Genomic DNA, 13,348 nt, shown 5'->3' on the forward strand with positions numbered 1-13,348 from the left:
ATCCCGGCTGAAATCGCCACTGGAAGGACGCCGATGTTTCACGTGAAACACCGCCGGTCGTCGACTACTTGCCGATACAGAAGGTCGAGAAGACCTCGCCCAGGATGTCTTCGACGCCAATGGCGCCGGTAACGCGAGCCAAGGCGTCCGCAGCCCGGCGCAGATCGTCGCCGGCCATTTCCGGCGCGAGGTCAAGCGCGCGACGACCCGCCTCGACCGCCGCCAGAGCCTCGACCAGACGACGGCGATGGCGCTCGCGCGTCACCGCCGGGAAGTCGGCGCCGGACAGGTCGCGGGCCAGACGGGCGGCGATCCAGTCGTGCAGTTGGGACAGGCCCTGCCCGCTCGCGGTGCTGAGGCTCAGCGCCTCGATCCCGTTGGCGGGCATGACGGCGCCGAGGTCAGCCTTGTTCAAGATCTGCAGGTCGTCGGCCTGAGCGAAGGCCGATGCGGGGTCGTCGCCCTGCCCGACACCCGGCGCCCGAACCCAGAGCCGCAGGTCCGCGCCCTCGGCTCTCTGGCGCGCCCGGCGGATGCCCTCGGCCTCCACCACGTCGTCGCTGTCGCGCAGACCGGCGGTGTCGGACAGGGTGACGGCGTATCCGCCGATCATTAGTTCGGCGTCCAGGACGTCGCGGGTGGTGCCGGCGATGGGGGTGACGATGGCCGCCTCACGCGCCGTCAGGGCGTTGAACAGCGACGACTTGCCGGCGTTGGTCTCACCGATCAGGACGATGCGATAGCCCTCGCGCACCCGCCGTCCCCGATCGGAATCGGCCAGGGCGGCGCGCAGATCGGCGGCCAGTTGGTCCAGAACCGGCCCGGCGGTGCGGGCCAGATTGTCGGGCACTTCTTCGTCGGGAAAGTCGATCTCGGCCTCGACCAGGGATAGGGCCTTGAGAAGGTCGCGGCGGAAACCGGCGTAGGCGGCGCTGAGGGCGCCATCCAGCTGGCCCAGGGCCTGAGACTTCTGGGCGCTGGTTTCGGCGTCGATCAGATCGGCCACGGCCTCGGCCTGAGCCAGGTCCATGCGGCCGTTCTGGAAGGCGCGGCGGGTGAATTCACCCGGCTCGGCAGGACGGACATCGAGGGCGATCAGGGCGCGGCTGGCGGCCTCGATCACCGCCCGGCCGCCGTGGAGATGCAGTTCGGCCGAGTCCTCGCCGGTGTAGGAATTCGGTCCGGGGAAACGCAGGACCAAGGCCTGATCGACCATCTCGCCGTCGTGGCGCAGAGTGCGGAGCGAGGCCAGACGCGGGTTCAGCCCCCCTGCCCCGAGCGCAGTCAGGGCCGCGTCCACGCCTGGTCCGGACAGGCGCAGGATGGCGATGGCCCCCCGTCCCGGCGGGGTGGCCAGGGCGAAGATGGTGTCGGCGTTTGAACTCAAGTCTTCAGCCCTTGGGCGCGCCCGTGACGGCGGCTTCCATCAGGCGGCGGAACTGGTCCTGGGCCTGCACCCCGAACGACGTCCAGGTCTTCATCAGTTCATCGGGCTGCACGGCGGCCATGTTGGCGTCCATCCGCTTCTGCATCTCGGCGACCAGATGGTCGTTGAGCGGCGTCACGTCGGGCAGACCCAGAAAGGCGCGAGCCTCGGCCGGAGTGCAGTCGATCTCGATGTTCAGCTTCATGACGTCGCCTCTCAGCTTAGGCCTTGTTTCACGTGAAACACGCCCTCAAGCAGCCGCCCGCCGCGCGCGAGGCGCTAGGGGCCAAATCAGGTATTCATGGACTGGAAGAAGTCGCCGTTGTTCTTGGACTGACGCAGCTTGTCGAGCAGGAACTCGATCGCGTCCTGCGGTCCCATCGGGTTGAGGATGCGGCGCAGGACATAGGTCTTGGCCAGCTGATCCTTCGGCGTGATGAGGTCTTCCTTGCGGGTGCCGGACTTGAGCACGTCGATGGCCGGGAAGATGCGCTTGTCGGCGACCTTGCGGTCCAGGACGATTTCCGAGTTACCCGTGCCCTTGAACTCTTCGAAGATCACCTCGTCCATCCGCGAACCGGTGTCGATCAGGGCGGTGGCGATGATGGTCAGCGAGCCGCCCTGCTCCACATTGCGCGCGGCGCCGAAGAAGCGCTTGGGCCGTTGCAGGGCGTTGGCGTCGACACCGCCGGTCAGGACCTTGCCCGACGACGGGACAGTGGCGTTATAGGCGCGGCCCAGACGGGTGATGGAGTCCAGCAGGATAACCACGTCCTTCTTGTGCTCGACCAGACGCTTGGCCTTCTCGATCACCATCTCGGCGACGGCGACGTGACGGGTGGCCGGCTCGTCGAAGGTCGAAGCCACGACCTCGCCCTTCACCGTGCGCTGCATGTCGGTCACTTCTTCCGGACGTTCGTCGATCAGCAGGACGATCAGGAAGACTTCCGGGTGGTTGCGCTCGATCGACTTGGCGATGTTCTGCAGCATGACCGTCTTACCCACGCGCGGCGGGGCGACGATCAGGCAGCGCTGGCCCTTGCCGAGCGGGGCGACGATGTCGATGACCCGGCCCGAGCGGTCCTTCAGCGTCGGGTCCTGGATTTCCATGTGCAGGCGCTCTTCGGGATAGAGCGGCGTCAGGTTGTCGAACAGGACCTTGGTCTTGACCATCTCCGGATCTTCGAAGTTGATCGTGTCGACCTTGAGCAGGGCGAAGTAGCGCTCGCCCTCACGCGGGCCGCGCACGGCGCCGTGCACCGTGTCGCCCGAGCGCAGGCCGAAGCGACGGATCTGCGACGGCGAGACATAGACGTCGTCCGGACCCGGCAGATAGTTGGCGTCGGGGCTGCGCAGGAAGCCGAAGCCGTCCGGCAGGATCTCCAGCACGCCCGAGGCGATGATTTCGACCTCTTCATCGGCCAGGGTCTTCAGGATGGCGAACAGCAGGTCCTGCTTGCGCAGGTTGCCGGCGTTCTCGATGTCTAGACCCTCGGCGAAGGCGACCAGGTCTTCCGGCGTCTTCTCGTTCAGTTCCTGCAGGGTGATGCGACCGTTGGGGACGATGGGCTCTCCATCCTCGTCCTCGTCGTCGGCCGTGGTGTCGACGCCGGTGTCGTCGTTGACGATTTCGGCGACGGCTTCGATTTCCGGTTCCGGCGCTGGCTCCGGATCGGCAGCGCGCGATCCGCCCAACGTCAGGGTTTTGCGGGGACGTTCCGCAGCAGTTTCAACGGCTTCCGGAGCCTGGTCGTCGTTCTCGGGGGTATCGGTCATGGCGTGCTCGCTCACGCGCTCGGACACCGGGAGGCGTCGAGGCGGTTCGTCTGTCGATGTCGCGGCCTTGCGGCCAGAGGGAGGGCGACGGTGTTCCCGCAGGATCGATCCGGCAGGCGTCGCGAGAAGAGAGGGACCGCCCTGCGGCCTACGCCGAACGGTTCATCGCCAGCGGAACCACGAATGACGGGTCGCCGTCAAGCAAGGCCATTCTTTTTGGCCGCGGTCAAAAGGCGCCGCCTATTCGACCCGACGCGGCCTGGCGCTTCGCGCGCTCAAGCAGCAAGCGACCGCGTCGCGCTCATTGGCGCTCTAGATTGTCCATTCCAGGGTCACAGACAGGACCATGACGATGGCCAGCAGGAAGGGGATTTCATTCGTCATACGCCAGAAGCGACCCGAATATTTCGACGTCCCGGCGGCGATCTTCTTTCTCTGCCCCGCCAGGAAGCCATGCCAGCCCGCCAGCAGGAAGACCCCGATCAACTTGGTCGCCATCCAGGGCTGGTGGACGAAGGACCAGTCGGCGCCGTCGCCGCTGCGCAGCCACAGCAGCCAGCCGCCGAAGATGAAGGCCAGGATCATGGCCGGGTTGATGATGATCCGCAGCAGCCGTGTCTGCCACAGACGCAGCAGGGCCTGCATCTCGCCGCGCAGGGGTTCGGGCTTGGCGTTCTGCTCGGCGTCATAGGCGAACAGACGGGGCAGGAAGAGCATGCCGGCCATCCAGGCGATCACCGCCAGGATATGGAGCCCGCGGGCCAGGTTGTAATAGTCCATGAGGCTCCCCTCGGCCGGTCAAGCCGCTTTTGAACAACCGCCGGGACAGGCTTTCAAGTGGGCGCATGGTCCACCCTTCGACGCCCCTTGCGGCGCGACGCCCGAGGTGTCCAGCGCGGCCCCGACCGCCTGGGCCAGGGTGGCGATAAAGGCGGGCTCCACGCCCAGGGCCGGCGCCCGCAGATAGGGGGCGCAACCGACCTGTTCGGCCAGTTCGGCGTATTCGTGGTCCAGCTCGACCAGGGTCTCGATGTGTTCGGAGACGAAGGCGATGGGCACGACCACGGCGCCGACCCCGTCACGCCCGGCCTGTTCGACCGCCTCCGGCGTCGACGGCCCCAGCCATTTCAACGGCCCGACCCGGCTCTGGTAGCAGATGGCCCAGTCGCTCAGCCCCATGCGGGCGACGACCGCAGCCACGGTGGCCTCGACCTGGGCCTGATAGGGATCCCCGGCGGCGACCAGCTTCTCCGGAATCCCATGGGCTGAAAACAGGACGCGGACCGGTCGGCCCTCGGCCTTGTCCATGGTCTCGCGGATCAACCGGGCCTGGGCTTCGACCAGGCCCTCGGCGTCGGGGTAGCAGCAGACGGCGTGAACCTCGCCCGGCCCCTTGTAGGCCTCGCGCCAGGCCTTCAGCGACGACGCCGTCGTGGTGGTCGAAAACTGCGGATAGAGTGGCAGCAGCACGATATGATCGGGCTGGAAGTCCGCCACGGCGCGGGCCGTATCCTCGGTCAGGGGGTGCCAGTAGCGCATGGCGATGAAGACTTCGGTCTCATCCCCCGGCGCCGCGTCGGCCAGGGCTTCGGACAGGGCGGCCGCCTGTTTCAGCGTCTCGGGCAGCAGGGGCGAGCCCCCGCCCATGCGGGCGTAGTTGGCTTGGGCCGACTTCTCGCGACGCGAGGAGATCAACCGGGCCAGCGGCGTACGGACTATGCCCGGCAAGCCGATGATCGCCGGGTCGTTGAACAGGTTGAACAGGAAGGGCTTGACCGCGTCCGGACCATCGGGACCGCCGAGATTGGTCAGCACGACGGCGACGCGCCGGTTCGGACGACGGGCCTCGGCGGTCATGCTCACTGCGCCCCGATCCGACGCAGGACCTGCTCGACATGGGCGATCGGCACGTCCGGCAGGATGCCGTGACCCAGGTTGAAGATCCATGGACCCTGCCCCCAGGCCTCCATGAGCTGATCCACACGATGGTCCAGAGCGGGGCCGCCCGCGCGGAGAAGAAGAGGATCGAGGGCGCCTTGGATGGGTTTGATGGCCTGAACCCGCTTGCCCACCTCCAGAGGACAGGCGGTGTCCAGCGCCACGGCCTGAACGTCGCAGCTGCTCGAGTAACGCTCCGCAAGCGCCGCAGAGCCCCTTGGGAAGCCGATGAGCGGCACGGTGACCCCAAGGGCCCGGGCGCGGGCCACAAGCGCCTGGTGGGGCTTCAGGACCAGACTTTCGAACAGATCATCGGGCAGGCCCTCGGCCCAGCTCTCGAAGATCTTCAGCACCTGCGCGCCGGCGTCCTGCTGCATCTTCAGATAATGGGCGGTGGCCTCGACCAGGATCTCCAGCAGGGCCGCGACCTTTTCCGGTTCAGCATAGGCGTAGGTGCGCGCCGTGGCGCGTTCGCCCTTGCCGATGGTGCGGGCCTCGCCGTCCAGCATGTAGGTGGCTACGGTCCAGGGCGCCCCGGCGAACCCGATCAGGGCCTTGGAGGGGTCCAGTTCAGCGCGCACCAGGCTGAGGGTCTGGCCCACCGACTTCAGGGCCTCCCCCGCCCCGGAGGCCAGCGCCCGCATCGACTCCACCGACGGCAGGGCGCCGAGGCGCGGACCTTCGCCGGCTTCGAACCAGACCTTCTGTCCCAGGGCGCCCGGAATCAGCAGGATGTCGGCGAAGACGATGGCGGCGTCGAAGCCGAACCGGCGCATCGGTTGCAGCGTCGCCTCGGCCGCCATCTCCGGGTTCATGCAGAAGGCGATGAAGTCGGGGGCCTGCGCGCGCAACGCCCGGTATTCCGGCAGGTAGCGCCCGGCCTGACGCATGAACCACACGGGCGGACGGGTCGTAGTCTGGCCCTGGAGAGCCTGGATCAGGAGAGGAGTGCTCATGCCTTGGGCTTTAGGATGCACACCCCCAAGCCTCAATCCCTATTCAAGAATAAGAATTTGAAAGAATTGGAGGTTGGAAGCAGGGCGCTGGACTGCGGGGATAGAATCCGGATCGCCCGTCGATCGACAGGTTTCTCCACGATTTCAGGCTAACGAATCCGGCGGACGCGGCCTGATCGTGTTGATTGCGGGGATAACCCGTCTGGAGTCCGCTGTGACGGGAGTCGGATCTGGGCGCCGTTGTGGGAAAGGCGCCGGGCGCCGAATTGGGACAAGGCGCCTTATCCCCGGGTGAGGATAGAAATTCGGCGCCTGCATGAATGACTCCAGGCGCCGTTCGGCCATCGGCGCCCGTGATCCCCGCTCGCGACGCCGGCCTGAGCTTGCTAGAGGATTCGGCGCCCAGTCGATGTCGAACGGCGCCCCGGCTTTTGCACAGGCTGCGGGGACAGACCTCGGCCCCTTTCCGGTCTGGGCGACCGAGGAGAAGGAGACGATCAGAGCATGAGCCCCGCCCGCCCGTCGCCGCGTCTCGCCACCTATTTCCACGTCCATCTGGTCTCGGACTCGACCGGCGAGACGCTGAACGCCATGGCCAAGGCCGTCATCGCCCGTTTCGACGGCGTCATTCCGATCGAGCACATCTACGCCCTGGTCCGCTCGCCCAAGCAGATGGAGCGGGTGCTGGAAGAAGTCGCCGGCGCGCCGGGCGTGGTTCTTCATACCCTGGTCGACCGCGATCTGCGCGAACAGCTGGAGGATGGTTGCCGGCGGCTTCAGACGCCGCAGATCGGGGCGCTGGATCCGCTGGTCGGGGCGCTGTCGGGCTATCTGGGGACCAATATCTCGACCCGCGTCGGGGCCCAGCACGCGCTGGACCACGGCTATTTCAACCGCATCGGCGCCCTCGACTTCGCCATCGCCCACGACGACGGCCAGGGCACGCTGGAACAGCTGGAGCAGGCCGACGTCGTCCTGTGCGGAGTCAGCCGGACGTCCAAGACCCCGACCTGCATCTATCTGGCCAACCGAGGCATCCGCGCTGCCAACGTGCCCTTGGTGCCCGGCCAGGAAGACGGCGAAAGGCTGACCCTGCTCAAGAACCCGCTGGTGGTCGGCCTGACGGTCTCGCCGGACCGTCTGGTGCAGATCCGTCGCAACCGGCTGGAGGGGCTGAACGCCGCTCGCGCGTCCGACTACGTCGATCATGACGCCGTCCGCGATGAGACGGTCAAGGCGCGCCGCGCCTTCGAGCGGCGCGGCTGGCCGACCATCGACGTCACCCGCCGCTCGGTCGAGGAGACGGCGGCCGCCATCATCAACCTGTTGAGCGAGCGGCGCAGCCGCCGACATGACCCCGGAGCGCCCTCGTGACGACAACAGACGGCGAACGCCTGATTCTGGCTTCCAAGAGCGCGGCGCGTCGCGCGATCCTGACCGATGCTGGCGTGCCCTTTTCAGTCCAGGTGGCGGATGTGGACGAGGACGCCTTGAAGACGCCGGGCGTCGATCCCGTCGAACTGGCCGTCGAGCTGGCCCGGGCCAAGGCCCTGGCCGTGTCGAGGCATGACACCGAGGCCTGGGTCCTGGGCGCCGATCAGACCCTGGCCTTCGATGGGGGCCTGGTCTCCAAGGCGCCGTCGCTGGATGCGGCGCGCGAGCGTCTGGGGGTCATGCGCGGGCGGACCCATCAGCTGCATTCCGGCGCGGCCCTGGCCCGCAACGGCCAGGTCGTCTGGTCCGGCGTCGATACGGTTGAAATGAGGATGCGCGACTTCTCCGACGCCTTCCTGGACGCCTATCTGACGGCCGAGGGCGAGGCCCTGCTGGCCTGTGTCGGCTCCTATCGGCTGGAAGGTCTGGGCTCGCAGCTGTTCGAGGCGGTCGAGGGCGACTACTTCACCGTCCTGGGCCTGCCGCTGTGGCCGGTTCTGACCGAGCTGCGCCGCGCTGGAGTGATCCCCTCATGAGCCCCTCCCCCGTTCACCAGAACCGCATCACAGGCGCCGCCCAGTTGGCCGGGATCGCCGGTCAGCCGGTGAACCACTCGCTCAGTCCCGTCATCCACAACGCCTGGCTTCAGGCCGGGAACATCGACGGGGCCTATATGCCGTTCGCCCCCCGCGACGCCGCCGGGTTCGAGACCCTGGTCGCGGCGGGTCGCGCCGGCCTGGTTCAGGGTCTGAACGTCACCGCCCCCTTCAAGGAACAGGCGTTCGCCTCGGCCGACGAGGCCAGCGCCGCCGCCCGGGCAACGGGTTCGGCCAACATCCTCGTCTTCGAAGAGGGCCGCGTCCGCGCCGACAGTTCCGACGGTGTCGGCGTGCTCTACGCCCTGGCTGAACAGGCGCCCGAATTGGCCCTGAAGGGCGCGGTGGTGGTCCTGCTGGGCGCCGGCGGGGCGGCGCGGGCGGGCGCGGGCGCCCTGATCGAGGCCGGGGCCGAAATCCGCATCCTCAACCGCTCGCGCGAGCGGGCGGACGCACTGGCCGCCGACCTGGGCCCGGCCGTCAGCGTGGCGGACGAGGCGGCGCTTCCCGAGGCCGATCTGGTCATCAACGCCCTCAGCGCTTCTCCGGCCATCGATCTGTCGGCGCTGAAACCGGGCGCCGTGGTGATGGACATGACCTACAAGCCTGTGGTGACCCCCTTCCTGGCGGCGGCGCGGGCGCGCGGTCTGACGACCGTGGACGGTCTGGCCATGCTGATCGGCCAGGCGACGCCCTCCTTCACCGCCCTGTTCCGCCGCCCGCCGCCGCCGCTGGATCTGCGCGCCCTGCTGCTGGCCCATCTGGGCGAGACCGCATGATCATCCTCGGCCTGACCGGCTCGATCGGCATGGGAAAGTCGACGACGGGACGGATGTTCGCCGACGAAGGCGCTCTGGTCTGGGACGCCGACGCCGCCGTGCACCGCCTCTATGCGCGGGGCGGGGCGGCGGTCGAGCCGCTGGGCGAAGCCTTTCCCGGCGTGGTGACGGATGGTGCGGTGGACCGCGCCCGCCTGGCCGAGGTTCTCGGGCGCGATGAAGGCGCCTTCAAGCGCCTGGAAGCCATCGTCCATCCGCTGGTGGCCCAGGACCGGGCTCGGGATCTGGCGGCGGCGCGGGCCGAGGGCGTGCGGCTGGCCGTGCTGGACATCCCCCTGCTGTTCGAGACCGGCGGCGAGGCCTTCGTCGACGCCGTTGTGGTGGTCACCGCCGATCCTGAGGTGCAGGCCGCGCGCGTCCTGGCCCGCCCCGGCATGACCCGCGAACGCTTCGAGGCCATTCTGGTCCGGCAAACGCCCGACGCCGAGAAGCGACGTCGCGCCGACTTCCTGGTCGATACCGGTCGGGGACTGGACGCCGCCCGCGATCAGGTGCGCCAGATCGTGGGGACAGTTCTCGATCCGTCGTGGACGCCGCCTCACCGCGCCTGAGCCGGGTCTTTCGCCGGGACGCGGCTTGCCCCATTAAGGGGCATGGCCCGCGAAATCGTCCTCGACACCGAAACCACCGGCTTCGACCCGAAGACAGGCGACCGTCTGATCGAGGTCGGCTGCATCGAGATCCACGACCTGCTGCCGACCGGCCGGACCTTCCACCGGCTGGTCAATCCCGAGCGTCTGATCCCGCCAGACGCCATCCGGGTCCACGGCATCACCGACGACCACGTCAAGGACGCGCCCAGGTTCCATGAGATCGCCGCCGACCTGCTGGAGTTCATCGGCGATGCCCCCCTTATCGCGCACAACGCCAACTTCGACCGCAACTTCATCGACTTCGAGTATAGCCGCATCGGCCAGAAGCCGCCGCCCCAGGAGCGGTGGATCGACACCCTGCAGCTGGCGCAGAAGCGGTTCCCGGGCATGCCCAACTCGCTGGACGCCCTGTGCAAACGCTTCAAGATCTCGCTGGTCGACCGCACCCTGCACGGCGCCCTGATCGACTCCCGCCTGCTGGCCGAGGTCTATCTGGAGCTGCGCGGCGGCAAGGAGAGGGCGCTGGATCTGACTACGGCCCGCAGCCCGCAGGCCATGGCGGCGGCGGCCTCGGTCAACCATGGCGCGCGGCCCAATCCCCTGCCCTTCCGCTCGACCGAGACGGACCAGGCGGCGCATCTGGCCTTCCTCAAATCGACGCTGAAGGACCACAGCCTGTGGGCGGGCTATGGCGTGACGGTCGAGGTCGAAGCCAGAGACGAGGCGGCCGCCTAGAGGGCGGCGTCCATCAGGATGTAGGTCCCGGGCTTTTGCTGGAAGGCGTCGATCTGGGGGACCAGACGGCGGAAGTGCTCGCTGGCGCAGTGGGCGTCCAGCGCGGCCTGATCGGGCCATTCCTCAATGAAGACGAAGTGGCCGGGCGTGTGCCGATCCGTGAACAGATCATAGGCGACGCACAGCGGCTCCTCTCGCGTCAGCCGCACCAGTTCGCGATAGAGCGGCATGACCGCCTCGACATGCTCGGGCTTGATGAAGTCCTCGGCGATGACCTTCAGCACGACAGCCTCCCTGAATAGAAAAGGGGACGCCCAAAGGACGTCCCCTCAAGTCTTCCGCTCCAGCAGCGAGGCGCTGCGCGCCTCGCGTTAGCGGTCTTGGCAGATCAAGCCTGGCCGGTTTCGGCCGGGCCGCTGGCGATCTGCTGCTGGCGCGCGACGTAGATGGCGGCGAAGTCGATCGGGTCGACCATGAAGGGCGGGTAGAAGCCGCCGTCCGAGGTGGCCTGGGCGATGACCTGGCGCGCGAACGGGAAGAGGTAGCGCGGGCACTCGATCAGCAGCATGGGCTCGATGTCCTGCGGAGCGACGCCGCTGAGCGCGAACAGGCCGCCATAGACGAGTTCCACGTGAAACACCGGGTTGTTGTCGTCGCCGGTGGCCTTGACCGACAGCTTGAGGTCCAGCTCGAACAGGCCGTCGGGGCGACCTGCGGCGTTCATTTCCACGCCCATGTCGATGGCGGGCTTGCCCTCGATGCGCAGGCTCTCCGGCGCGCGGGGGTTTTCGAACGACAGGTCGCGAACGTACTGGGCCAGGATGCGGAAGCCGGGACCGGCGGGCTGGCCCTGACCTTCCATCGGCTCGTTCTGGCCGTTGGCGGCGGGATCGGCGGGGGCGGTGGCGTCGGTCATGAAAAAGGCAGCCGTCAGTGTGAAAACGATGGGACGCCGGACCGCTCCGGGCCCGGGGTGAAGGGCTCGCGACTACCACGGCGAGGCTATTGGCCGCAACGTCGCGACCGGTGTTCTGATCCTCCCTCGCCTTGCGCCGGACAGGATCGCCCCCTAATCCTCACCATAACAGATGCGCGCCCGTCGAGATTGCCGGGCGCGCGCTCATCCAGGGAAACCCCGTGCCCGTACAATTCCAGATCGTCGTGTTCGCCATCGCCGCTGCGGTGCTGCTGTTCATGCTCTACAACGTGCTGGGCAAGAAGGTCGGTCGTCAGCCTCAGGAAGACGCCCGACTGCCGCAAGCCGCCCCGTCCGGACAGGCGCCTGCCGTCGCGGCGCCGGGCGTCGATCCGGTCGTCGCCGCCGCCGTCGCCGGGCTCAAGGCGCGCGACCCCGCCTTCGATCCGGTCCGCTTCGTCGAGGGCGCCCGTCAGGCCTATGAGACCATCGTTCGCGGATATGCGTCCGGCGACCGCGAGGCCCTGCGGCCCTTGCTGACCCCGGCGGTCATGACCTCCTTCGAGGCGGGTATCGCTGCCCGCGAAGCGCGCGGCGACCGTGAGCAGGCCGAGTTCCTTCATCCGCCGCGCGCCGACCTCGAACTGGCCACCGTCAAGGACGAGCGCGCCGTGGCCAAGGTCCGCTTCCTGGCCGAGATGCGCAGCACCGTGACCCCGGCCGACGGCGAAGCCTCGACCGAAGAGCGCCGCACCGCCGAGGTCTGGACCTTTGAGCGCGCTCTCGGCGCCGCTGATCCCAACTGGGCGCTGGCGCGCGTCGAGCCGGCCAACGCCTGATGCGCGGCGCCGCCCCGTCGTCCCGCCCGGCCCTGACGCGGTCGAGCGCGGCCCGTGGCGGCTTGCTTTCGCTTCTGGCGCTGGTCGCGGCCTGCGCCTCCACTCCGCCGGCGGTCGGCCCGGTTCCGCCTGGCCCGGCAAGCCCCGGTCCGGGGCCGACATCCCCGCCGCCCTCGATCGACGGACTGAGCCTGACCGCCCTGCCCGGCTGGGCCGAGGAAGATCATCTCGCCGCCTTCAACGCCTATGTCGCCGGCTGTGTCCGCGCCCGGGCCGGGGCGGCGGAGGCCGTCTGCGCCCGCGCCCGCGATCTGGCCGCGCGGCGCTTCACGCCCAGCGACGCCCGCGCCTTCCTTGAGACGAATTTTGTCGCGACCGAAGCTCGGACCGACGACGGCCGCGCCGGACTGCTGACCGCCTATTTCGCGCCCGAGTATCCGGCCCGGAGCGCGCCGGACGCCGAGTTCGACGCCCCGGTCCTCAGTCGTCCCAGCAACCTGTCCGAGGTCGGCGACCGCGCCGCCATCGAGGCGGGCTCGGCCCGCTCGACCGCCCTCGCCTGGATGCGGGCCGAGGACCTCTTCTTCCTGCAGATTCAGGGTTCGGGAACCCTGACCTTCCCGGACGGCGCCCGGCTGCGCGCCGCCTACGCCGCCGACAATGGCGCCCGCTTCGTCGGCATCGCTCGACCGATGGCGGAGCGCGGCCTGCTGCCCCAGAACGGAACCTCGGGCGACGCTATTCGCGGCTGGCTGTCGGCCCATCGCGGGGCTGAGGCGCGCGAGGTCATGGCCCTGAATCCGCGCTACATCTTCTTCGCGGTCAGCCCGGATAACGGCGACGAGGCCACCGGCGCGGCCGGCGTGCCCCTGCCCGCGCGCCGCGCGGTGGCCGTGGACCCCTCGCACTGGACCTATGGCGACGCGGTCTGGATCGAGGCCGACGGCGGCAACCTGATCGGCGCCAAGGCCAGCTATCGCGGCCTGGTCATGGCGCTCGACACCGGCTCAGCCATCCGCGGCCCTGTCCGCGCCGACCTCTACATCGGCCGCGGCGATGCGGCGGGTCAGGAAGCCGGGGCGGTGCGCCATCCGCTCCGGATGTGGCGGCTGACGCCGAAGGGGTGAGGCGGGGAGCTCAGAGTCTGCCTTCGACCCATTGCGGACCTTTCACAAAATGAGTTTCTTCGTGATCGAGGGGGTGATGTGCCCTTCCTATCGGTGGCAAGTCTCTTCATGCTCGGAAAGTCGACTTTTGCCGGATGGGTACGCCAGTTCGGAACAGCCCTTGCGCCTAGCGT

Annotated in this window: 15 protein-coding genes; 7 read left to right on the plus strand and 8 right to left on the minus strand. The window is 68.5% G+C overall.

Translation table 11 applies throughout. From position 1 onward, the window contains the following. Positions 1 to 64 precede the first annotated feature (64 nt). From mnmE to hemE, 6 genes are all read right to left on the minus strand, one after another. On the minus strand, positions 65 to 1,387 hold the full coding sequence (gene mnmE, locus B4A39_RS00440; RefSeq protein ID WP_292032074.1) for a tRNA uridine-5-carboxymethylaminomethyl(34) synthesis GTPase MnmE: 1,323 nt from the start codon (positions 1,385 to 1,387) through the stop codon (positions 65 to 67). 4 nt (positions 1,388 to 1,391) lie between these two features. Then, positions 1,392 to 1,631 carry a DUF6489 family protein gene (locus tag B4A39_RS00445; protein ID WP_292032075.1) on the minus strand — a complete coding sequence of 80 codons (240 nt, stop codon included), beginning with the start codon at positions 1,629 to 1,631 and terminating at the stop codon, positions 1,392 to 1,394. Between the two features lie 86 nt (positions 1,632 to 1,717). Further along, positions 1,718 to 3,202, minus strand: a complete 1,485-nt coding sequence (gene rho, locus B4A39_RS00450; RefSeq protein ID WP_292032076.1) for a transcription termination factor Rho — start codon at positions 3,200 to 3,202, stop codon at positions 1,718 to 1,720. A 312-nt stretch (positions 3,203 to 3,514) separates the two neighbouring features. Beyond that, on the minus strand, positions 3,515 to 3,982 hold the full coding sequence (locus B4A39_RS00455; protein ID WP_292032077.1) for a CopD family protein: 468 nt from the start codon (positions 3,980 to 3,982) through the stop codon (positions 3,515 to 3,517). An 18-nt stretch (positions 3,983 to 4,000) separates the two neighbouring features. Continuing rightward, entirely contained in the window at positions 4,001 to 5,059 is a 1,059-nt protein-coding gene (gene hemH / locus B4A39_RS00460) for a ferrochelatase (protein WP_292032433.1), read from the minus strand. A gap of 2 nt (positions 5,060 to 5,061) precedes the next feature. Then, complete coding sequence (hemE, locus tag B4A39_RS00465) at positions 5,062 to 6,096, minus strand: uroporphyrinogen decarboxylase (protein WP_292032079.1); 1,035 nt, start codon at positions 6,094 to 6,096, stop codon at positions 5,062 to 5,064. A 504-nt stretch (positions 6,097 to 6,600) separates the two neighbouring features. Between hemE and B4A39_RS00470 the strand changes: the two genes are divergently transcribed. From B4A39_RS00470 to dnaQ, 5 genes are read left to right on the plus strand one after another with little or no spacing between them, the layout of a single operon-like run. Next, positions 6,601 to 7,470, plus strand: coding sequence for a pyruvate, water dikinase regulatory protein (locus tag B4A39_RS00470; protein WP_292032080.1), 870 nt, complete (start codon positions 6,601 to 6,603; stop codon positions 7,468 to 7,470). Continuing rightward, positions 7,467 to 8,066: a Maf family protein gene (locus B4A39_RS00475; RefSeq protein WP_292032082.1), complete on the plus strand. Its 600-nt coding sequence runs from the start codon at positions 7,467 to 7,469 to the stop codon at positions 8,064 to 8,066. Before B4A39_RS00470 ends, B4A39_RS00475 begins: the two co-directional genes overlap by 4 nt. Beyond that, positions 8,063 to 8,905, plus strand: coding sequence for a shikimate dehydrogenase family protein (locus B4A39_RS00480; protein WP_292032086.1), 843 nt, complete (start codon positions 8,063 to 8,065; stop codon positions 8,903 to 8,905). The genes B4A39_RS00475 and B4A39_RS00480 overlap by 4 nt, the downstream gene beginning before the upstream one ends. Beyond that, entirely contained in the window at positions 8,902 to 9,516 is a 615-nt protein-coding gene (gene coaE, locus B4A39_RS00485) for a dephospho-CoA kinase (protein ID WP_292032087.1), read from the plus strand. The genes B4A39_RS00480 and coaE overlap by 4 nt, the downstream gene beginning before the upstream one ends. Positions 9,517 to 9,558: 42 nt before the next feature. Next, the gene (gene dnaQ, locus B4A39_RS00490) at positions 9,559 to 10,293 is read left to right on the plus strand and encodes a DNA polymerase III subunit epsilon (protein WP_292032089.1); all 735 of its coding nucleotides are present in this window, start codon (positions 9,559 to 9,561) and stop codon (positions 10,291 to 10,293) included. On the opposite strand, the gene B4A39_RS00495 is transcribed toward dnaQ, so the two are convergent. Then, positions 10,290 to 10,577: a putative quinol monooxygenase gene (locus tag B4A39_RS00495; RefSeq protein WP_292032090.1), complete on the minus strand. Its 288-nt coding sequence runs from the start codon at positions 10,575 to 10,577 to the stop codon at positions 10,290 to 10,292. The genes dnaQ and B4A39_RS00495 overlap by 4 nt on opposite strands. Before the next feature lie 104 nt (positions 10,578 to 10,681). Further along, positions 10,682 to 11,209, minus strand: coding sequence for a protein-export chaperone SecB (gene secB, locus B4A39_RS00500; RefSeq protein ID WP_292032092.1), 528 nt, complete (start codon positions 11,207 to 11,209; stop codon positions 10,682 to 10,684). Between the two features lie 221 nt (positions 11,210 to 11,430). Between secB and timA the strand changes: the two genes are divergently transcribed. Beyond that, a complete protein-coding gene (timA, locus tag B4A39_RS00505) occupies positions 11,431 to 12,048 on the plus strand; it encodes a TIM44-related membrane protein TimA (protein ID WP_292032093.1) in 618 nt (205 codons plus the stop codon). Then, the gene (locus B4A39_RS00510; RefSeq protein ID WP_292032094.1) at positions 12,048 to 13,175 is read left to right on the plus strand and encodes an MltA domain-containing protein; all 1,128 of its coding nucleotides are present in this window, start codon (positions 12,048 to 12,050) and stop codon (positions 13,173 to 13,175) included. Before timA ends, B4A39_RS00510 begins: the two co-directional genes overlap by 1 nt. The last annotated feature ends 173 nt before the right edge of the window (positions 13,176 to 13,348 follow it).

The sequence above is a fragment of the Brevundimonas sp. UBA4553 genome (assembly GCF_002387245.1).
Lineage (GTDB): Bacteria > Pseudomonadota > Alphaproteobacteria > Caulobacterales > Caulobacteraceae > Brevundimonas.